Here is a 19,357-nt window from a genome sequence, read left to right on the forward strand (position 1 = left end):
ATGTGACAGTTACTGCAGCTCCTGGTACAGAGCAGGAAAAGGATTATGCAATCACGGTTCCATCAGATAATTATGTATGGATCATGCTTCATGACGATAATTCTTATTACATTATGTATACAGATAAGGAGTGTAAAGAACTGTACGAGCCAGAGGAAGATGTGAAAGAAGATACACATCTCTATGCAGAGATTGAGTCTTATGAAGAGGCGGAGGATGAAGTATGAGGAGTTTGAGCGTATTTATCAGGAATATTATCTGAAAATTTTGACATTTATACATAAAAGAGTTCCTGATCTGTATGAAGCGGAAGAACTGACTGGAGATGTATTTCTGTCTTTTTACAGAAATATGGACAGTTATGATGAAGAAAAAGGTAGTATAGCTACCTGGTTGTATGCAATCACAGCAAACCGCCTGAAAAACTATTATAGGGATAAAAAGACTCATTATTCTCTGGAAATCCTGAAGCAGCAGACGGAAGATTTTATTATCAGAAAAGTTCCACAGAGCTTGGCAGGCAGATGAATTTATCACCGGGAAATGTAAGGATGATACAGAAACGTGCTCTGGAGAAGTTGCGAATGATTATGGAAAAACAGGGGGAATAGGCGTTCAGGCTACAGAGACTCTGCCTGAACTGACTGGGGATAATGCATTGTAATAGATTATGAAAGCCGGATGACATATTTCAGATATGAGATATTTGCATAGGGCAGTTTGATGAGGAGGGAAATAAGTGGGCTGCATTTGTATTAGATCTGTCTTTTATAGGATGGAGCCTTCTGGGAATTATAACATTCGGGTTGGTTAATATATTCTTTGCCGGACCATATCAGTATTTAACACAGGGTAAATATGTGCACATTTACAATTTTGAACGTTGTCATTCTGCACTCAATAATCAGACACCGGCATCCTGCTATTATCCGATTCTGTTACTGGATAATCATGCGGCCTAAGGGGGGATTTTCTCCCCTACTCAGTTACATATATCAGTTCATTATAAAAAGCTTAGATTTTTGTCTTGACAACTGAACCACTATACACTCCGTACCCAGTAACGGGAAAGATACATAAATAGTCAAAAAGTACGTATACTATCTTCCATGTAGAAAGTAAATTTTTATACAGGAGGACAGACATGGACAACAGCACAAAGAAACTGTTAGAAGAATGCAGTGTCGGATGCAAGATGGGAATTGAGAGCATGGAACAGGTACAGCATCATGTGACAGATGCCAAAATCGCAGCAACGATTGAAAAATCCTGTTCAAAACACAAGGAACTGGAAGAGGAAATTTCCAAAATACTTCTTCGCGCAGGCCAGCCGGAGAAAGAACCGGGTGTTATGGTATCCACATTTTCGTGGATGACGACAGGTGTAAAAATGATGACCGGAGAAGATGAGAATAAACAGGCGGTTAAGATCATCATGAATGGCTGCAACATGGGAACCCAGTCTATCACAGAAGCCATGCACCAATGCAAAGATGCGTCGTCCGAAAGTATTTCCATTGCAAAGAAGCTTATTGGAATGGAAGAGAATCTGCGGGATGATATGCAGAAATATTTGTAAGCTGAGAACCTGCATTTTCCTTCCGTAGTGTGTAAAAGGAAGGTATGCCCGACAACCAGCAAGAAGAAATTTGCAAAGAAATGTAAAGAGGTTCACAGGCTGATAGGCAGCATGCGGACTTTGAGAGTAAAAGAAATCATTTCCAAGCTTAATGAGATACTGACTGGTTATTTCCATTACTATGGCATCACTGACAATTCAGAGAGAATCACAGCATTTCGTTATAATGTTATGAAAAGCCTTTTCTACTGGCTGAACAGAAGAAGCCAGAAGAAAAGCTACAACTGGGTAGAGTTTCTGAATATGATTGATAACAGTTACCCGTTAGTAAGAGCAAGAATATATGTCAGTATATACGATTGATAAATGTGAACGATTCGTTTCGTAAAGAGCCGGATGCGGGAAAGCCGCAAGTCCGGATTCTGCGAGGGGCGTACGACCGCAAGGGGTGCGTCTACTCAACCCATGAAATACCTATGTATTTCCAGCTTTAAGATGATCATCGATCTGATCAAGTCCGGGTATGGAATCTCATTTGTATATGAAGTACTTGCCAAAAGCGACCCGGAGCTTGGAATCTTTACACTGAAGGGTGAGTCCATAGTCAGAGAATTTAATGTTAGTTATCTGAAGCATGCGGATGTGAGGGAGAAGATGGAATGGTTTTTATGACCGCGTCTTTCGCACTCTGCTGAACTGTCTTAAATGCATTATTTACGAGGATTGCTATGGATTTTGGAATGCTGATAGAAGTGAAGATCCTAAAATAATAGTTGCGCCTTTAAGAAGTTGCTTTGCCATGAAGTAGCTCTCGCAATTCGCATAGAATACATATAATATAAGTAAGTGTGCAATGAAAAGGAATCATTTATGGCAGACCAGAAAATAGATAACCTTTTAAATCTTGCAATGGATGCAACCCCACAGGAGCGTAGAAAGTCGGGAAATCTTAATGTAGGATATGATCCTGCAACCAGGCTATGGGATGTGATCATAAAGTACAGCGGACCGGAAAGTGGCCTGGCTGGAAATGGAATTCAGGTAGTGCCACTGTTAGGCGGCTATGCAGTGGTAACTTTGCCGGAAAGTGAGATTGATAAGTATTCCCACAGAGCGCAGGTGGAATTTATGGAGAAGCCAAAACGGTTGTATTTTGAATTGTTTCAGGCAAAGGGTGCCAGCTGTATCCGAACAGTGCAGACTGGCAGAGACGGGCTGACAGGAAAAGGAATTCTGATAGGTATAGTCGATTCCGGAGTTGATTATTATCACACGGATTTCAGAAATGCAGATGGAAGCAGCAGGATTTTGCGGCTGTGGGACCAGAGTATCCCGGGAAAACCACCGCAGGGATATGTGACAGGAACAGAATATACGAAAGAAGAAATAGATGAGGCGCTTGCACTTGGAGAAAACCAGGGCAGGCGCCTTGTTCCATCTGGGGATTACAGTGGACATGGAACCTCTGTGCTGGGAATCGCGGCAGGAAATGGGAGAGCTTCCGATGGAGTCAATCAGGGAGTAGCTTATGAGAGTGACCTGATAGTGGTAAAAATGGGGATTCCCAGAGAAAATTCTTTCCCAAGAACAACCGAACTGATACAGGGAATTGATTATTTGGTGCGTCAGTCATTGTCTTTGGGGCGGCCGATTGCTATCAATATCAGTTTTGGGAATAATTATGGGTCACATGAACCTTATAATTAAGGGAAAACATAAGAAAACACTGATATTTCCTGTGTTTTCAGGCAATTCAGTGTTTTACTCGGATTCATGTTTGGTTGTTGTTTGAGTCTTATAATACTCGGTCAGGATCATGTTAATCTGCTGGGAACGTGTACGATAGTTCGCTTTTGCATCCTTATCAATCTCAGCAACCAGTTCTTTGGACAAAGTAGTATAGACCTGAATATTGTTGGAACTGATAGCCATGTGGCACCTCCGATTCAATTTAATAGAATTATTCTATCATACTTCTTCGGGAGGGGCAATGTGAACTGAAAATTGAAGAATTATTGTTACTGTAAAATTGGAACGGTCGTAAAGAAAATCTATGAATAGAGAACGATAAGAAAGGTAGAACAGACAATGAAGAAAACAATTTTTGAAGAGATGGGCGGTACTTATATCAGACATGGGGATTATCTTATCCCTGCTCTTACCTTACCGAAGGAAGAAGAACAAAGGGTTGTCGGTGTATGGGGACAAAGACATTTGCGGTATTTGAAGGAATACCGCAGATTGCTATATCTGAATATGCTTACAAGCGGCAGGCTGAATGGTTATTTGGCTGATATAGAAGAACAGGCACAGGAACGCTTTGAAAGACTTGTAGAACAGATGAAACAGGCACAAGGCATTACAGAACAGCTAAAGGTGGAAAATGTCTTGGAATGGATAGGAAGAATGAACAATATACAAGTATGTGCGAGGGAGATTGTGGATAAAGAGATAATTTATCAAGAATGAAATGTAAGATAAATAGTGTATAAAATGTAGCAGGGCATCATAAGATAAAATTGTAATTGCATTTTCCACATAGTTCGTGTAAAATGTAATTAGAAAAGCTGTGCATCAGCGGTGGGTTGACACCTAAAATCTGATACGTTTTCCGAACGAAGGTGTCGGAGGTTGGCAGGCAACGGAAAAACCTGATATTTTCCAGACGAAGGTGCTGGAGGTTGGCAGACAACGGAAAAATCAACCATGAGAAGGGAATGTTTAGTGCTGCGGCGTGAACATTCCCTTCTCTAAATTTTATGGGATAAGGATTAAGTTATGGACAAAAGACGTGCAATTCAGATTATGACAAAAGCGGCACAACTATATAAAGAACATCTTGAGGATCAGAAGGTTTTGTTCCTATATGGCTTACCGAAAGAGGTGAATAAGCAATTACAGGAAAGTAATAAGATTTTGTCATCTGTACAGGGATATGAAGTTGTTTTCCATAGATACAATTTTTTACATTTGACAGGAGTTCGATTGAATAAAAAAGAGACAGCTTCTGCAATTCATTTTTACCAGAAATGCCTGGATAAGCGATTAACAGAAAATGATTTTGTTTTTGCAAAAGATGGCTCTACGGGGCAAAAATTGGATATATTGGAACGTATGATGCTTATTAAGAAAAACGTAACAATGATAGGAGAATTTACAGATCGAGGACCGAAATTATATACAGAAAAAGCTGCCGGGAATATATGTGGTTGTATTGGCTTCGTAAAAGATAAAAATACGAAATTAAATGTACCGAACACATTGCTGAAAAAGGACATCAGAGATGTAACAGCACAGCCTACATATAAAGTATTTGCTGTAATATCAAAACACTATACAGATGAGAAATATACAAATCTTGTGAAGATGGACAAAAGTATTGATTTGAAAGAGTGTTGTTTCTCAGAAACAATAGAAAATATGATAGATAGAGAAAATCTATAATGAAATATAAAGAAACCATGCTACTGCTTTTTGTAACAGTATCATGGTTTTATTGTTTGTCGTCTATATTTTAAGTTGATTATTACTTTACAAAATTGGCAATGTTATAATTATCATTGATTTTAGAAGAAGGGAGTATCGAGGGAAATTAGTGGAACTGGTTTTGCAAGCATAGCGTTTGGATATCCAAACGCACTTTGGGAGCCCCCCAAACCCCATTTGTTGGCTTTACAAAGTAGGAATTTTTTGCTCAAGATAAAAAGAGAGTGCGTAAGCGGAAAGAAATCAAATTATGCTTACGCACTTTGTGCCTCACTTTTGCTCGGTGGTTAGCAGTTTGTGAATTATTGGGATGAAGCAATATAACTGTTTTGAGAAAACGGGATATTTTTTATATTAGTAGTTTAAACATTATAGTTCTGTGTTGTGCGATTTTTGCCTGGATTGAACAGGATGTTTTTTTTGCAATTCCTGTTTCCTCTGATATTCAAGTTCCCAGGTACGATGAGAGAAGCTATAGGGATCTTCCATATTGAGATCATCCACTTCATGGGTTGCGATATCACGATAGTGATAGTCATAATATTCACCAAAAGTACCTTTGAGCTGCTCAATCAGTTTCTCTCGGAAAGTAGGTCGTATCTGGATTCTGGCATCCAGTAATTCTGTATATTGCTCTGGTTTAGGCCGGAGTTTTTCCTCTTGGAAAGCGACAGCATCTTTTTCAAGCTGCTCTTTGAGAGCCATATCCTGAGAATCGAGAATATCCAGATTCTTATCCATCTGGTCGTATTTTCTGGAAAGGCTCGCCATATCTTTCTCTGTGGAGCATTCAGCCTGAAACAGCAGCTGTTCTTTGGCAGATTTCAGTTCCTCGATTTCTTCTGTTACGGTTGTAAGCTGCTGGTTTAACTTTATATGCTGGAAAGGATTTAGAATACTGGTTTTACTTTTTTGCACATTTAGTTCTTTCTTTTCAGTAACTTTCGCTTTGAGCTTTTTCTTAATGGTATCATATTTATTTAGGATAGGACGAAAATGCTGCATCCAGTCATGGACCACTTCTTTTTGCATTTCATTATGAAGTAAATGATATTGTGTAAAAATCATATGATTGCGGATTGCTTCTAATGTTTCTGCAATTACCGGAATAGATTTTTCGACAGCTTGAACCAATTTTTTTATCTGTGTTTTTAATTCCCGTAGTATTCTGTTATCCGCACGAACCCGACGGTTGATTTCACACCGGTCTGCTATCATGCCTTTCTTTTCCATATTCTGGGCAATGTAGCCTTCGTGGATGGTTGGCTGTTCAGTGATTCCCTGAGCTGCAAAACTGCGGTGATCAATGGCGGCATTTATCTGATTAAGGGCAAGCATTTTATTTACGGCATCTGCCCAGTTTGCTCTCCAGAGGCAGAGCTGTTCCTCACTGTTCCATTGTTCGGAAATCGGGTTTTGTCTGCCATACCGGGTGCTTTTTGGATGTTTGTCGATACGTTCATAACCTTTCTCCTGTGCTGCCGAGGGAGTCAGATATACTTTCTTTTTCCCAGCTTTATAACGATACTGTTTTTCCCAGCCCTCTTTCTGAGCATCCTTAAATTCAGAAGCAGTAAATCCCTTTTCCTCTCCATCTTTGATGCATAGATATTCTTTTTCGGTTTTATACTGCCATGTTCCGTTTTCGTTTAATGGACGGACAGTAAGTAGAATGTGTGCATGGGGATTGTGACCATCTGTATCGTGAATGGCGAAATCGGCACACATTCCCATATCTACAAAATTCTTTTGAATAAAATTCTGAAGAAGAGAAATATTGCTGTCTTTATCCAACTCAATAGGGAGTGCGACAACAAATTCTCTTGCCAGTCGGCTGTCTTTTGTTTTTTCAGCAGCTTCTACAGCATTCCAGAGTTGCTCCCGGTTTTTCCATTTAGGCGGAGCCATAGGGGGAAGCATTACTTCCTGATAGATCAGTCCATGTTTTCGGGTGTAGTCATGCTGGATGCCATCGTAATCATTGTATATGCGGCTACAGCTCATATAAGCAGATGCAGCGACAGCAGACCGCCCGGAACCACGGCTGACGACCTTGGCTTGCATATGATAAATTGCCATATCTGGCACCTCCTTTCGATGTTGCCTGCAACAGCGGATAGCCCTCGGCAGAGCGCACGAGCCCCGTAGGGGATACCACCGCCCGATTTATCGGGTGGTGAGTAAGTGCGCCCTTCGGGAGTAGAACTTGTGTATTTACATTCCTCTTAGCCGGAGCATCAGCTCCCGCTTTAGGGTATCTAAATCCATTTCTTTAATATGTGGAGCAATGCTTTCCAGAATCGCTCCTTCTTGAATCAATCTGCGTGTTCTGGCATTACGTTCCTTTTTACGGTTTCTTGCTTCGATTTCTTCCAGTCTGTGTTTTGCCTGTAAAAGCACTTTTTCTTCTGGTGTCATAATTCTTTTATTTGCCATATCTGGCACCTCCTTTTTATGCCCGTATCCGGGCGATTTAGTTTTAAAATCTTGTGGTTTAGTACTATAGTTTTAGATAACTGACAGTGGCATGTCTCTGGTGATAAATAAGAAAAGAAAGTAGTACTACTGTCAGTGAAAAATAGTTATTGTGCGATGCTGCTTTGTTTCAACTCTGGTTTGAAGTGTGATTATCTAACAGAATTTTTTTCGTTTTTTTTAAATTAGCTGTTGCATTGTCCTGACGGATATTCCGGTTATTGATACGGATGGGAACACATCTCTCCAGAATCCGGTCATAAATTCGCTTGTGTGCGATATCAGCGGCGTTATTCAGCTCTGATAAAGTGAGATTGGTTGTTATGATCAGGGGCTTTTTACTGCGGTAACGGCTGTCAATCACATTGAATACCTGTTCCAGTGCAAAGTCAGAGTTCCGTTCAATTCCGAGGTCATCAATGATCAGAAGGCTGTAGCGGTTTAAGCTGTGGATGAACTGATTCCTGTCTTCAAAATGCATTCCGGTAAGGGTATTCAGAATCCGGGAAAAGTTGGTCATCAGTACCGGGACGCCTTTTTCCAGAAGGGCATTGGCAATGCAGCCTGCAAAGAAAGATTTTCCAGTACCGACATCGCCCCAGATGAGAAGTCCGGAAGCGTTTGCTTTCATCTCTTCCCAGTTACTTACATAATTGTGTGCAAGTTTCATTTCCGGATTGCTGCCGTTATCTTTGGCAAAGGTGTAGTCATAAAGTGATTTGTCCTGTAAGCCGCTGGTTTTGAGATGCTCTATTTCCATTTGCTTTTCATGAAGTTTTCTCTGGGCTTCCTCCTGTTCAAAGATCTCCTGCTGGCACTTACAGCGGATGGAAGGAATAAGAACCTTTCCCTGTAATTCATGCCTGCACTGTCTTGGCGTATTGCATTTGGAACAGTAGATCAGGTGATTTGTTTCGTTAAAATATTCATCAGACTGAAGCTCTCTGTTTGGTGTGATAGCTGTTGGTTTTTCTGTAAATGTTGTCATAATGTTTCGTATTCCTCACTTTCATAATTTCGTTGCCGGGAAACAGGATGATCCTGTCTTGCCCAACGGATGATGGTAGCTGCATGGTTTTGGTATTGCTTTCCGGTAGAAGCCATATAACCGGATAAGCGTTCCATATAGTCCTGCCAGTCAGGGATTGTCTGCCGGATATTTTCCAGCTCCGTCTCTGACAGAAAAACATTTTGAAATGTTCCATAGGGTGAGCGTGGCTCTTTACTCCCTCTTATTGTTAAATGGTTCTTTTTTATCTCTTTCTTATTACTGGACAGTTTTCTGTCTGTATCAGGGAAAGAATCCTGTCTGTCAATAGGACAGTTTTCTGTCTGTCTTGAGGAAAGAATTCTGTCTGTATTGCTGAGGGTTTCTTTCGGGATTTTTACATAGATCCGATTAGGGTGTCCGGGTCCCTGCCGTTTTCGGAAGATAAGCTCTTGTTTTTCCAGTACTGCCAGAGCAGTTTTCACCGTCATCTGGCTTTTGTGGAGAACTTCTGCCAGTGCTTCAATCGTAAAGTAGAGGAACACATGACCATTTGTATCTGACCAGCCCTCATTTTTCTGGGAAAGCCTTGCACGGTCGAGCAGGATCATATAAAGCATTTTGGCAGTTTCGTTTATTTCCATGTCCAGAAGAAAACGGGGAAACATCATATAAGATGGCAGGCTTGTGTCTGCTGTCAGAAAGTCCGTCATGTGTTCACCTCCAATCACAATGGTTTATTCTCCAAGAAAATCCCAGTCTATATCACGATCCGGCTGTTCTTTTTCAGGAGCTGGAAAGGGCATCCTGATGGGGGATTCCCTTTCCAACATGCCTGCAGTCAGCCCGGACAGAAAAATCGGCAATGACTGTTTCAGGCTGTGTTCTACTGCTTCTACAATCTGTTTCACAAAAAGTTCTTCCCGTTCCCTTGTTTCCAGATAGGGATCAGCCTGAGTGCGGTAGTAGCGGTCAAAATAATCGACCAGTGCAAGGGAGATTACCTGGCTGTAAGATTTAAAATTCTGTCTGTCCATCGTCTGTAAATATTCCCAGGCTCTCCGCTGCTGGTCTTTGTCCAGATTAAATCGCAGGTTTGTGTTGCGGATATGGTTCTGCATGGCTTATCCCCTCCTTTTCAGGCTCATATAAGCCAGAGATTCATAACCTTTGGCAGTGGCACAGATATCATCAAGGATGGTAACTCGTGATTTGTCATACGCTCCAAAGTTACGGATCAGGCATCCACCGCCTCCGACCACATACAGGCGCATCAGGCCAGGATTGTATTCATATTTGCGGAGCGTGGCAAAAATATCTGTGACATACTGTCTGGCAACAGCAGTAATACAATCCAGATAAGACGCTGAAATGTCAGCGGTTCCAAACCGCAGAATCTGCTCTACGGTAGATTCTTCAATCTTTACTCCGAAGTTGTCCAGAACAGCGTTTTTAGCGGCAATCATGCATTGGTTTACGCCAAACTTTTCTGTCCAGCACCGGCTTTCCTGTGCTTTCTTATTATTGATATACAGAATGTTCATGGTTCCGTTGCCGATATCTGCAAGAAGATTTGTCCCCTTGAAATCTCCAAGTCGGTTTACGATAGCCGGATATCCCTGCGGGTAAAGGCTGCATCCCACAAAACGGAGATGATACTCTTTGCTGTTAAATCGGTAATGGACTTCTGGATTCTGGAGCAGATAGGAACGGAAATCTTCTCTCTGGTTTCTGATCCATGTCAGAGGAAGCCCGGCAGCCAGATGAACGTCTGCTTCACGGATGGAAAAGACATTCAGTTCCCTTGCAATCGCCATGAGAGTTAGAAGATAATATTCTTCGTCCATAGCTTTATCTGGGATAAATTCTTTGTGTCCTTCGCCAATCCGGTAGTAAATGCCGTTATATTCCAGAATATTCCCGGTGAAGATGGGTTCTGTTTCATAGGCTTTGATTCCGGTTGGTGTGACGGTATTTGCTGTTTTCATGTTGCCGTAGCCGTGATCTACAGCAATGATTTTTGTGTTTCTGAGTTCTCGCATAAAAAACACCTCCATTTTCGTATTGATTAATTCAGCAGGCTGTACCGGTGTGGTACTGCTTTGCTGTGAGATAAGCATACGAAAGTTGGAGGAAAAAGACATTGAGGGAAAATTGAGTTGGAATTGAAAAATAGGATATAATTTTGTAAAATAGAGCAATTTCTTTAGTTTTTTATAGCCCTGCATTTTTTTGTTATAAACGTTCATTAAATGTTGACATGTTATTATATAAATAGTAAAATTATACAATAAAATGTGGAAAGTTGGATGGAATTTATTGAATTATAATAAAACTAATCGTACTTAACTGGCGGCTTATGTATTTGTAGAACTTAGAATAATAGAAAATTTAAAATATTATCAATTTTTACAGCTGTTGCAATGCTTTCAGTAGGAACAACAGTTTTTGCAAGTCCTTAACTGTTGTTTGATAAGGAGTGTAGTTTTATACAAATAGTGATATTATTGCAAAAAACTAGGATTTTATAAAAATAAAAAAATCAAGTCTATAGCTGTTTGAAGTGAGGAGAAAAGCGTATGAGAAATGTGTTGGCAACGGACATAAAAAACAATATTCGAAGCATTCGCTTTATTTTGGGGATTTTTCTAATCGTTTCGGCTACCCTGATGTCTGAGCATGAGATGTTGCAGAAGATCATAAATGCAGGCGGATCTGCAGAAGGACCAGGCTGGTTCGTAGCATACACCTATTGTATGAACAGCGTTAATATGCTTCTGTTTGTTCCCATTGCCGTTGCTTTTGCGGGTGGAGAGAATACGGAGGCTGAGCTGCACAGTCGTTTTTTTCTGTTCAGTTATATCCGTTCAGGGAGAAAACAGTATCTCGTAGGAAAAGCAGCAGGATTGTTGGTCTCCGGAGGTTTGACAGCTTTTTTAGCCATGGTGTTCCTTCTTGTAATCTGTATACTGAGGTTCGGTCAGTATCCTTCTCTGATTGACGGAAATTATGAGATGGCAGTGCTTGTGGGCAGAACGGCGGTAAGCTTTCTGAGATTGTTTTTAAATGGCGCTTTTTGGGCGCTAATTGGCGGTACGTCGGCTGTCATAACAAAAAATCGCTATATGTCCTATGCCGTTCCTTTTATTCTTTATTATGTCCTGACCGTATTTCAGGAGCGTTACTATCAAAAAGCATTCTTTCTGAGTCCCCGCTATTGGGCGGCGTCTATTTACTACAATGATATCTTCTGCATTGCTATATTAGCGGTTGGAAGTTTTTTAACGGCACTGATCTTTATGTGCGCAATAGAAAGAAGGTTGCGGTATGCGTGATATTAAACAGGCTTTTTGGATTGCAGGCCAGAATTTCTATGGATGGAAAAAAAGTCCGAGGATCTGGATGACCTTTATTTTGGCAGCTATATTATGTCTGATGCTGTCGGATCAGATTATTTCCCATGCGATAAAATATGAGACAATCCTTCAGGTATTCGAGCCGTTTATTTGGACATATGGGGATGCATCCTCTGTTATGCTGTCCTCCCTGCTTTTAATCCTGCTCTTTGCGGACATGCCATTTATCAGTCAGGCAACTCCGTATTGGCTTGTACGCACAAAACGGAAGATATGGCTTGCGGGTCAGATTATCTATGTGATCCTGGCGACTGTGATCTATAATATTTTTTTGGCTGTGATGCTTGGAATTATGGGAGCTCCCTTTTCCTTTACGGGAAATGTGTGGAGCGAAACAGCGGCAATGTTGGGCTATGGCGGTGGGGAGAGCATAACCGTTCCTGTTTCCATAAAAACAATGGAAAGCTCAACTCCTTATATGTGCGCAGCAATAGTGTTTGGACTTGTACTTTTATATACTCTTTTTATCGCAGTTCTCATGTTGTTTTTAAATCTGGCTGCGGGAAATATGGCAGGGGTGATCGGTGCTTTTGCAGTCAGTCTGTATGGGCTCCTGCTGAACCCAGATGTTTTCCGGAAACTGTTTCATTTTACAGAAAGTCAGGAATATAGGGCGAACGTGTTCTGCGGCTGGCTGTCTCCGTTGAACCAAGCTACCTTTCCCATGCACAGCTTTGGTTATGATTACCTGCCAGGGATCGGGATGAGCATGTTCATATTTGCAATATTAATCATAGCGCTGATCGGCTTGTCAGCCGTCCGAATTAAGGGCTATAATTTCTCTTTTACGCAGACAAACGAATAAATGGAGGGCAAAATGGAATATGCAATCAGGTTGAAGGGACTGACAAAATCCTTTCAAAAAGAAAAAGTATTAAAGAACATTACCCATGATTTTGAAAAAGGGAAGATTCATGGGATTATGGGGTTTAACGGTTCAGGGAAAACCGTAATGTTTAAATGCATCTGTGGATTTTTACAACCTGAGAGCGGCACAGTGCTCGTAGGGGGAAAACAGATCGGGAAGGAGCTGGACTTTCCAGATTCCGTAGGCATTATCATTGAAAACCCTGGCTTCTTTCTGGATCTCAGCGGTTTTGCGAATTTAAAGAGACTGGCGTCTCTGAAACACCGTATTTCCGATGACGATGTGAGGGCGACGATGCGTGCCCTAGGGCTTGATCCTCTGTCTAAAAAGAAGGTAGGACAGTATTCTCTTGGAATGCGTGAACGTCTTGGTATCGCACAGGCAATCATGGAAGATCCGGAGCTTTTGATATTGGACGAGCCTTTTAATGGTCTGGACAAGCAGGGGGCAGGAGAGGTCTGCGAGCTTTTGCGGGGATTAAAGGAACGAGGGAAGACTATTCTTATCGCAGCACATAACATGCTGGAGATCGAATGGCTCTGCGATACGATCTGTGAGATGGATGCAGGTGTCCTGACGCAGATAAAATAAAAATACGGGGGAACAAGTTATAGTTACTAGTACATAGAACAGACTGCCTTATACATTAAAATAAATAAGGTAGTCTGTTTCTAAAAAATATACGAAAACGTTAATAGTGTCAGGAAGGTATTTATAAGTTAAAGAGTTTATAATTGAAGTTTCGTGAAAAAGCGACAATTCTATAAGATATATGGAGGAAAAATGAAAAAAAGTGTTCTAGCAATTATGGTAGGTGCGTTGTGTATTATTCTTTCCAGCTGTCAGGAAACACCAGAGGAGAGTTCGGTAGTCAGCAAAGTGGATGGGATTAGCGAGGCGGCTGTCTGTGAACCTCTTAAAAAAGGAGAAAAGAGAGAGACAAATGTTCCAACGCATTGGAAATTTGAAGAAAAGAAAAGCAACGACCGTGTGGTTATCCAGGCAGATATTAAGTTGGGCGAACAAAGCATTGGCAATCTTCCAGTCATAGAGATGCAAAATCACGAGTTAACGCAGGAAGAACTGAATGGATTGATTGATTATTTTACGGACGGTGAGGAACTATATATGCCACAGATGGTGACAAAGGATGCGTATCAGGAAGTGTTAGACAGGATTTCCAGCAAGGAAGGAAGTTACTTGCAATCAGCATATTCTACATCGATTGCAGGGATTCAAAACGCAACCCGAGAGGGGATGGAGCTTGCACCGGATGAAGCGTCTGCACCGGAAAAGATGGAGATAAAATTTCAAAAAAAAACAGAGGATCACGGTGTGGAAGCGGCACGGAGTTGGATGAGTACTGAATTGGAAAACACAGATACAGAGGATTATTTTACTGCAGATGTGGGCGAGGACAGGAAGGCATATATAGAAGCAGAGCGGTATAATCAGGAAATTGACAATGACAGTAGTTTTCTCTGGATGGAGGGTTCTAATTTTATAGAAGAAGAAACAATAGAAACTGAGGAAATGCAGAGTGAGTATTACAGTAGCTTTGGCATGGATACCAACGGCTATACAGAGAAATTTCATGAACTGGCAGATGCGTATCGAAAGTGCATGGACAAGATCACCTTTACAGAGGAAGATGGAAAGGAACAGGCAGAACAAGTTTTAGAGGATTTAGGTATCGATGGAATGGGCCTTGTAGATTCTGATCGTACCGTGTGGTTCCCGAATGGCGCATGTTCAGAGCGCAATGGTCTGGGACTTGGTAGTGATGCTTTGTGGCAGGGAGATCTGGATAGAGGATTACCGGGATATCTGTATTGTTTTTCGAAAAGTGTAGAGGGTATTACTTCAGTTCCTGATGGCGTGGTTGCGGAAGAAACAGTGGATAGTTATGTGCCTCCGTTCCAGGTAGAAACAATCTCTATTCTGATAACAGAGGAAGGAATTAAATATTTTAAATGGGATGGGATATCGGAAGAAGTCTGTACGGTGACGGAAAATACAAAGCTTCTGCCTTTTGAAAAAATACAGGCAAAGCTGACAGATCAGATTTTTTATTGGTATTCCGGAAAAGGCCAGTCTGCCAACGACACTACCGCACTGGAGTATGATGTGGTAAACGCAAAATTGCAGTATACTTATACCACAGCCTATCAGGAGCCGAAACACGCATGGTTGGTTCCAGCATGGATTTTTACTGTCAGGGAAAGTATTGGTGGAAATTCTCTACAGGAGCTTTCTTATGTGATCAATGCTTATGATGGCAGTGTGATTGGAGAAGCATATTAGGGTTCAGCGACACTTGAATTTTTATTGACCATAGAATTACAAGGTTTATCATGAGAATAATAAATATGCGATATTTGGCTTGGATATATAACAGGTAAGAATAGGAATAGTGCAAATGATTAAGCTCGCATTGATTGATAACGGTATACCTTATCATATGAGAAATAACAGGAATCAAAGGATTGTTCATAAATCTTTTTTGGCTTCTAAATGCGATCCAAGTGAGTATAAAGACGATAAATCATTCCATGGCGCTGTATGCGTCGGAATTATCACAAGCATATGTAGTGATATAGAATTATGGGACTTGAATGTGACTGACTCTGCAGGAACAACACAGATCACAGTTTTGCTGGAAGCTTTGGAATGGTGTATTCAAAATAAAATAAAGTTAATTCACATGAGTCTTGGAACAATCAATTATTTTGATATTAAACCCTTATGGATTCAAATAAAAAGATTACTTGATGCTGATGCGATTATAGTAGCAGCATATCATAACAGAAATATAAAGACTTATCCAGCTGCATATCCAGGTGTTTTTGGTGTCAGGCAGGATCGTTATGGTCTTTTGGGAAATGGTCAAATTCTGTTTCAAGAACAAAAAGGTTATAATATTGAGAATTCTATTATAGCAAATTTTTCGTGGAATGGGATCGTAAATCAAGCCAATAGTTATGCGGCTCCTGTTGTCACTGGACATATTGCTACATATTTAAACAGAAAGCCCACAGCAGGATTTGATGATGTTATGGACTTTTTGATGACTATAGCAACGCATAAATCTGATTATCCGGATATACTAGAAAATGTAATAAGGGATAAAACCAATATAGAGATACCGGTAATTGCCGGTATTGATTTAGATTACGAGGAAATGATACAGCTAAAAGTGATGTTTAGTCAGAACGGTTATTACGCAATAAATCTGCAGAAAAATCCTTTAGATGAAAATGTAATTCCTTTAGAATATTATGACGATTCCAATGAGTCATTGAACGATATCCTTTATACAGTATATATAGCTTATGAACCTGATATTATTCTTTTGAATCAAGAGGAAGAAATATTTGAAAGTAGTAAGGCATCAGATATAGATATGTATATTGTGCGTAAAAATAATATGTATGAATTGTATGCAGAAGATCGAATAGGAATAACTTACAATATAGAGGATATATATGAGCTTGTTTGTCAATATTTTGCTTAACGAATAGTGAGGATGGCAATTGGATATGAGAGAAAATGGGAAAACATGGTATCGAATTTGTAAAATGTTGTGTGAATATAAAAAGTATTTTCCAGGGATTATCTGTTGCCTTTTGGGTTCATCATTCATAACGTTTATACACCCACTGCTTATAAGACAAATAAGTATATCGCCTTTCAAAAGGAATTTTAGAATTGGTGCGGAGTTAGAGATATAAATTTCTAATAGAACTGAGCCACTATGCATTTGACATATTGTATCAAACAGTAGGTTGATGACGAGATGATTGTAATGTATCGCAGATTGAACAAGCAGAGGAGCATATTTACAAGTTCTCAGGCATTGATGAAGGCAATATACCTAGACTATAAAAAATTTGAGATAGGAGGAGCGAAAAGTGTCAAAAAAAGAAAAGTGATCCTTATGTAAACGCTCCATGTCTAAGAAAAAATGGAAATGGACAAGCGCCTAGTCTTGGAGTGTATCTCAAAACTAGGCGTTTACATTATTGAGGCAATATATTTTACAAGTGTTTGTAGGAACCGTTAGTGCTTGGTGAGAAGAATACTTTTTGCCAGAGCAATTCCAGCTTGTGGATACAATTCTTGAATTGCTTGATATTTTTCTTCAATCAATTCGGGTTCGTCTGCCCATATATCCTCATAAATTTTCAAGGCTTTTTTAAAATGGGTTTTCGCTTGCGAAATATTTGCAGTGATCAGGCAGATACTTCCAAGGGATTCCTGTACCTGGGCATAATCCAAACAGTGGTTTGAATTATATTCTTTGATAATCTGTGCTAATTTCTGAAGAGCAGACAGGGCAAGGTCAGGTTCTTGTATTTCAATTAAGAGGACAGCATAATTATTAATCTGAGGAATACTGTCATTAGTATAAAGAAGCTGGTATTGTTGTAAAAGAGAGATACCCATTTTCATGTGCCTTTTAGCGAGATCAAGTTGTCCGTTGATTCGGTAAAGCCCTCCAAGATTGGAATGGAGGTTGGAAACCAGGTGGGCATTTTCTTTTGTGGTTTCTTTTATTTGAGCAAGTGCTTCTTTTTCTAATTTTATCGCTTTTTCTGTTTTGGGTTCCAGAGTTGCCTGATAATCCAATAGTAAGGCACGGTCAGATGCAGTCCCGTAAGTATTTGCTTTTATAAAATGCTGTAGTTCCTGGATGATTTTTTTCATACCCTTTTGATAGTGGTACTTCTCCATATATGGAAAAACATCTTCTAAAAATAACAGGTATTGGGGAATATCGTCCTTTTCAATGAAAAGCATGATGTTTTCTACTGTTTGAAATAATTTTTTATAATAGCTAACTTCAATGCCATGCATCAAACATATTTTTTGCAGAGAATCCAATAACGTGTGGCAGCTTGTAACAGAAGGTGCGGTCTCGGAAACTGCAATTTCCTGAATCATTGGATGCAGAGAAATAGTATGCCGGAGACTTGACTGTACAAAACCTGTCTCGATCAGATCATTCACGTCATTTAAAGTAGGCAGCTCCAGCCATTTGGAAAATATACGGGCAGAAATACCAGATGAAGGCATAAAACACATATTGCACATAATATCCTGCTGTTTCCGTGATAAGGAGTATAACGAAAACAGGGTATGGATATGGTTGTAATAGGTGGCTTTTTTGCTCTGACCATCTTTCATTACTTTAATCTTATCTTCATTATGAAGAGAAGCCTTTTCCTCTTGAAGTTTTATCAATAATTGCTCTGGAGTTAAAATTCCATTTTCCAGAAGTTTGGCTGCCAGTTCGACAGCAAAAGTATGGTAGTGTACAGTTTCTATGATTTTTTCTACGATTGCCCGGTTTTCCTCTGCTTCTGAATAAAATACAGATGTCAGTTGAAAAAGAGTGGGTATATCTTTCAGTTCTTTTAATTGAAAACTACAGTATTCAGACAGTTGGCTTCTGGTTGTAAATAAAACCCGGCAACGGTATTTTAATACGACTGACAGGCAACTGTCCTGTGTGGATGTGACATTAAAATTGTCTATGATCAGCAGTGTATCAGATTTCAAAGAGCGTAAGAAACGGTTATGTCTTTGAAAACGTTCCTGCTCACTGATTTCTGGTGGATCATCAATAAAATCCATGTCTACAATATCTTGATATAGATTACCGGTGTATTCCATATAGAGAATATTGGTGTACTGTTTTCTGTATTGCTTTGCATAGGCTTTAGCAAGCTCGCTTTTTCCAATTCCGGCAATTCCATAAAGAAATATATGTCGGTTCTCTTCAAACAAAGTATGGAGTTCATCCAGTTCTTCTTCTCTTCCTAGAAAATGACGGCATGGTTTTGGGACTTCGCTGTCCATAATGTAATCCAGAACAATCGGAGATAGAACACCTCCTGCAATCAGTTTTTGATTTCTTGTATCACGTTTAATAAATTGCCGTTCCATACCAAAAGAAAGTACTTTTGCTAAAAACAACAGCCTTGAATCAGAAGGTTTATATAGAGATACAAGTTCCTGCTTTTTTGTATCCGAAATCGTATCGTCCTGTATGAATAACGTGTAAATGTCCTGTATAACCATGTTGCAGTCTGCCATTAAGGGAAGTAAGTTCCGCTGAATGGTTGTTGCCAGTTTTTTCTGATTGCTGGGTTTTGCATAATATGAGGTTATTTTGGGACTGATTTTTGCTTGTCCGGTTATCCAGCGGCAAATTAGACCATTATCCATAGAAAAATCTTCATTTATCGGATCATTCATAAAATCTTCAAATAATTCGTATAAAAAATCAGGTTGGTTCATCTGATTGCTTTCACTGATTTGATTTTTTAGGCATGTGCTAATAGAAGAAAAATCACATCGTTCCAACAGAAATCCCTCCTTTGGTTTTCGTGTTTTATATTCTTAAAGTCTTTTTATTATAACACGAACAAATGTTCCGGACAATAGGAATTGATACTGTATAGGAAGAAAATGAATCTTAAAAACTCAATCTGCGGTCAATTTCAATTCAATGTGATTGGTGCAGAATAATTTTAGAATGT

Annotated in this window: 22 protein-coding genes and 1 pseudogene; 15 read left to right on the forward strand and 8 right to left on the reverse strand. The window is 39.9% G+C overall.

Annotated features, from left to right (window positions below):
- The 8 genes and pseudogenes from HFM85_RS00005 to HFM85_RS00035 form a co-directional block, all read left to right on the forward strand.
- A pseudogene (locus HFM85_RS00005) lies at positions 1–227 on the forward strand (hypothetical protein); the annotation flags it as partial.
- Complete coding sequence (locus tag HFM85_RS00010; RefSeq protein WP_243873762.1) at positions 217–528, forward strand: RNA polymerase sigma factor; 312 nt, start codon at positions 217–219, stop codon at positions 526–528. The pseudogene HFM85_RS00005 and the gene HFM85_RS00010, both read left to right, overlap by 11 nt.
- Positions 525–611, forward strand: coding sequence for a hypothetical protein (locus HFM85_RS16760; RefSeq protein WP_235816146.1), 87 nt, complete (start codon positions 525–527; stop codon positions 609–611). The genes HFM85_RS00010 and HFM85_RS16760 overlap by 4 nt, the downstream gene beginning before the upstream one ends.
- A 174-nt stretch (positions 612–785) precedes the next feature.
- Complete coding sequence (locus tag HFM85_RS16605) at positions 786–962, forward strand: hypothetical protein (RefSeq protein ID WP_243873772.1); 177 nt, start codon at positions 786–788, stop codon at positions 960–962.
- 182 nt (positions 963–1,144) lie between these two features.
- Positions 1,145–1,579 (forward strand): DUF2383 domain-containing protein, encoded by a 435-nt coding sequence (locus tag HFM85_RS00020; RefSeq protein WP_019162843.1) that lies wholly within the window; start codon positions 1,145–1,147, stop codon positions 1,577–1,579.
- Between the two features lie 27 nt (positions 1,580–1,606).
- Positions 1,607–1,942 (forward strand): group II intron maturase-specific domain-containing protein, encoded by a 336-nt coding sequence (locus tag HFM85_RS00025; RefSeq protein WP_072522116.1) that lies wholly within the window; start codon positions 1,607–1,609, stop codon positions 1,940–1,942.
- Positions 1,943–2,044: 102 nt separating this feature from the next.
- The gene (locus HFM85_RS00030; RefSeq protein ID WP_244092487.1) at positions 2,045–2,251 is read left to right on the forward strand and encodes a type 2 periplasmic-binding domain-containing protein; all 207 of its coding nucleotides are present in this window, start codon (positions 2,045–2,047) and stop codon (positions 2,249–2,251) included.
- 198 nt (positions 2,252–2,449) lie between these two features.
- Positions 2,450–3,286, forward strand: a complete 837-nt coding sequence (locus HFM85_RS00035) for a S8 family serine peptidase (protein ID WP_173736735.1) — start codon at positions 2,450–2,452, stop codon at positions 3,284–3,286.
- 54 nt (positions 3,287–3,340) lie between these two features.
- On the opposite strand, the gene HFM85_RS00040 is transcribed toward HFM85_RS00035, so the two are convergent.
- A complete protein-coding gene (locus HFM85_RS00040; RefSeq protein WP_005428285.1) occupies positions 3,341–3,511 on the reverse strand; it encodes a hypothetical protein in 171 nt (56 codons plus the stop codon).
- A gap of 156 nt (positions 3,512–3,667) precedes the next feature.
- Between HFM85_RS00040 and HFM85_RS00045 the strand changes: the two genes are divergently transcribed.
- A complete protein-coding gene (locus HFM85_RS00045) occupies positions 3,668–4,048 on the forward strand; it encodes a TnpV protein (protein ID WP_005428283.1) in 381 nt (126 codons plus the stop codon).
- A gap of 309 nt (positions 4,049–4,357) precedes the next feature.
- Positions 4,358–5,023 (forward strand): PBECR4 domain-containing protein, encoded by a 666-nt coding sequence (locus HFM85_RS00050; protein ID WP_005428282.1) that lies wholly within the window; start codon positions 4,358–4,360, stop codon positions 5,021–5,023.
- Between the two features lie 411 nt (positions 5,024–5,434).
- Here the strand turns inward: HFM85_RS00050 and mobQ are convergent, their stop codons facing one another.
- The 6 genes from mobQ to HFM85_RS00080 all read right to left on the reverse strand — a co-directional run bounded on the left by mobQ (position 5,435) and on the right by HFM85_RS00080 (position 10,570).
- The gene (mobQ, locus tag HFM85_RS00055; RefSeq protein WP_173736736.1) at positions 5,435–7,144 is read right to left on the reverse strand and encodes a MobQ family relaxase; all 1,710 of its coding nucleotides are present in this window, start codon (positions 7,142–7,144) and stop codon (positions 5,435–5,437) included.
- A 135-nt stretch (positions 7,145–7,279) separates the two neighbouring features.
- Positions 7,280–7,501, reverse strand: a complete 222-nt coding sequence (locus tag HFM85_RS00060; protein ID WP_005428277.1) for a hypothetical protein — start codon at positions 7,499–7,501, stop codon at positions 7,280–7,282.
- A 169-nt stretch (positions 7,502–7,670) separates the two neighbouring features.
- A complete protein-coding gene (locus tag HFM85_RS00065; RefSeq protein ID WP_005428275.1) occupies positions 7,671–8,528 on the reverse strand; it encodes an ATP-binding protein in 858 nt (285 codons plus the stop codon).
- Positions 8,525–9,241, reverse strand: coding sequence for a replication initiator protein A (locus HFM85_RS00070; protein ID WP_005428274.1), 717 nt, complete (start codon positions 9,239–9,241; stop codon positions 8,525–8,527). Before HFM85_RS00070 ends, HFM85_RS00065 begins: the two co-directional genes overlap by 4 nt.
- 24 nt (positions 9,242–9,265) lie before the next feature.
- The gene (locus HFM85_RS00075) at positions 9,266–9,649 is read right to left on the reverse strand and encodes a hypothetical protein (RefSeq protein ID WP_005428271.1); all 384 of its coding nucleotides are present in this window, start codon (positions 9,647–9,649) and stop codon (positions 9,266–9,268) included.
- Between the two features lie 3 nt (positions 9,650–9,652).
- Positions 9,653–10,570, reverse strand: a complete 918-nt coding sequence (locus HFM85_RS00080) for a ParM/StbA family protein (protein ID WP_009245410.1) — start codon at positions 10,568–10,570, stop codon at positions 9,653–9,655.
- 537 nt (positions 10,571–11,107) lie between these two features.
- Between HFM85_RS00080 and HFM85_RS00085 the strand changes: the two genes are divergently transcribed.
- From HFM85_RS00085 to HFM85_RS00105, 5 genes are all read left to right on the forward strand, one after another.
- The gene (locus HFM85_RS00085; RefSeq protein WP_005428267.1) at positions 11,108–11,863 is read left to right on the forward strand and encodes a hypothetical protein; all 756 of its coding nucleotides are present in this window, start codon (positions 11,108–11,110) and stop codon (positions 11,861–11,863) included.
- A complete protein-coding gene (locus HFM85_RS00090; protein WP_005428264.1) occupies positions 11,856–12,749 on the forward strand; it encodes a hypothetical protein in 894 nt (297 codons plus the stop codon). The genes HFM85_RS00085 and HFM85_RS00090 overlap by 8 nt, the downstream gene beginning before the upstream one ends.
- A gap of 12 nt (positions 12,750–12,761) precedes the next feature.
- The gene (locus HFM85_RS00095) at positions 12,762–13,403 is read left to right on the forward strand and encodes an ABC transporter ATP-binding protein (protein WP_009245407.1); all 642 of its coding nucleotides are present in this window, start codon (positions 12,762–12,764) and stop codon (positions 13,401–13,403) included.
- 192 nt (positions 13,404–13,595) lie between these two features.
- Positions 13,596–15,116 carry a DUF6034 family protein gene (locus tag HFM85_RS00100; protein WP_005428257.1) on the forward strand — a complete coding sequence of 507 codons (1,521 nt, stop codon included), beginning with the start codon at positions 13,596–13,598 and terminating at the stop codon, positions 15,114–15,116.
- A 115-nt stretch (positions 15,117–15,231) separates the two neighbouring features.
- Positions 15,232–16,326: a S8 family serine peptidase gene (locus tag HFM85_RS00105; protein WP_009245400.1), complete on the forward strand. Its 1,095-nt coding sequence runs from the start codon at positions 15,232–15,234 to the stop codon at positions 16,324–16,326.
- 545 nt (positions 16,327–16,871) lie between these two features.
- Here the strand turns inward: HFM85_RS00105 and HFM85_RS00110 are convergent.
- A complete protein-coding gene (locus HFM85_RS00110) occupies positions 16,872–19,115 on the reverse strand; it encodes a tetratricopeptide repeat protein (protein WP_005428247.1) in 2,244 nt (747 codons plus the stop codon).
- Positions 19,116–19,357 lie beyond the last annotated feature (242 nt).

Origin of the sequence: Blautia schinkii, from assembly GCF_013304825.1 — a bacterium.
GTDB lineage: Bacteria > Bacillota > Clostridia > Lachnospirales > Lachnospiraceae > Blautia_A > Blautia_A schinkii_B.

Excerpts from the sequence above, each read along its gene's own strand:
- HFM85_RS00040 (WP_005428285.1), bottom strand. The coding sequence starts at position 3,511 with ATGGCTATCAGTTCCAACAATATTCAGGTCTATACTACTTTGTCCAAA.
- HFM85_RS00090 (WP_005428264.1), top strand. The coding sequence starts at position 11,856 with ATGCGTGATATTAAACAGGCTTTTTGGATTGCAGGCCAGAATTTCTAT.
- HFM85_RS00060 (WP_005428277.1), bottom strand. The coding sequence starts at position 7,501 with ATGGCAAATAAAAGAATTATGACACCAGAAGAAAAAGTGCTTTTACAG.
- HFM85_RS00105 (WP_009245400.1), top strand. The coding sequence starts at position 15,232 with ATGATTAAGCTCGCATTGATTGATAACGGTATACCTTATCATATGAGA.
- HFM85_RS00095 (WP_009245407.1), top strand. The coding sequence starts at position 12,762 with ATGGAATATGCAATCAGGTTGAAGGGACTGACAAAATCCTTTCAAAAA.
- HFM85_RS00045 (WP_005428283.1), top strand. The coding sequence starts at position 3,668 with ATGAAGAAAACAATTTTTGAAGAGATGGGCGGTACTTATATCAGACAT.
- HFM85_RS00010 (WP_243873762.1), top strand. The coding sequence starts at position 217 with ATGAAGTATGAGGAGTTTGAGCGTATTTATCAGGAATATTATCTGAAA.
- HFM85_RS00065 (WP_005428275.1), bottom strand. The coding sequence starts at position 8,528 with ATGACAACATTTACAGAAAAACCAACAGCTATCACACCAAACAGAGAG.
- HFM85_RS00085 (WP_005428267.1), top strand. The coding sequence starts at position 11,108 with ATGAGAAATGTGTTGGCAACGGACATAAAAAACAATATTCGAAGCATT.
- HFM85_RS00020 (WP_019162843.1), top strand. The coding sequence starts at position 1,145 with ATGGACAACAGCACAAAGAAACTGTTAGAAGAATGCAGTGTCGGATGC.
- mobQ (WP_173736736.1), bottom strand. The coding sequence starts at position 7,144 with ATGGCAATTTATCATATGCAAGCCAAGGTCGTCAGCCGTGGTTCCGGG.
- HFM85_RS00075 (WP_005428271.1), bottom strand. The coding sequence starts at position 9,649 with ATGCAGAACCATATCCGCAACACAAACCTGCGATTTAATCTGGACAAA.
- HFM85_RS00035 (WP_173736735.1), top strand. The coding sequence starts at position 2,450 with ATGGCAGACCAGAAAATAGATAACCTTTTAAATCTTGCAATGGATGCA.
- HFM85_RS00100 (WP_005428257.1), top strand. The coding sequence starts at position 13,596 with ATGAAAAAAAGTGTTCTAGCAATTATGGTAGGTGCGTTGTGTATTATT.
- HFM85_RS00070 (WP_005428274.1), bottom strand. The coding sequence starts at position 9,241 with ATGACGGACTTTCTGACAGCAGACACAAGCCTGCCATCTTATATGATG.
- HFM85_RS16760 (WP_235816146.1), top strand. The coding sequence starts at position 525 with ATGAATTTATCACCGGGAAATGTAAGGATGATACAGAAACGTGCTCTG.
- HFM85_RS00030 (WP_244092487.1), top strand. The coding sequence starts at position 2,045 with ATGAAATACCTATGTATTTCCAGCTTTAAGATGATCATCGATCTGATC.
- HFM85_RS00050 (WP_005428282.1), top strand. The coding sequence starts at position 4,358 with ATGGACAAAAGACGTGCAATTCAGATTATGACAAAAGCGGCACAACTA.
- HFM85_RS00110 (WP_005428247.1), bottom strand. The coding sequence starts at position 19,115 with ATGAACCAACCTGATTTTTTATACGAATTATTTGAAGATTTTATGAAT.
- HFM85_RS00080 (WP_009245410.1), bottom strand. The coding sequence starts at position 10,570 with ATGCGAGAACTCAGAAACACAAAAATCATTGCTGTAGATCACGGCTAC.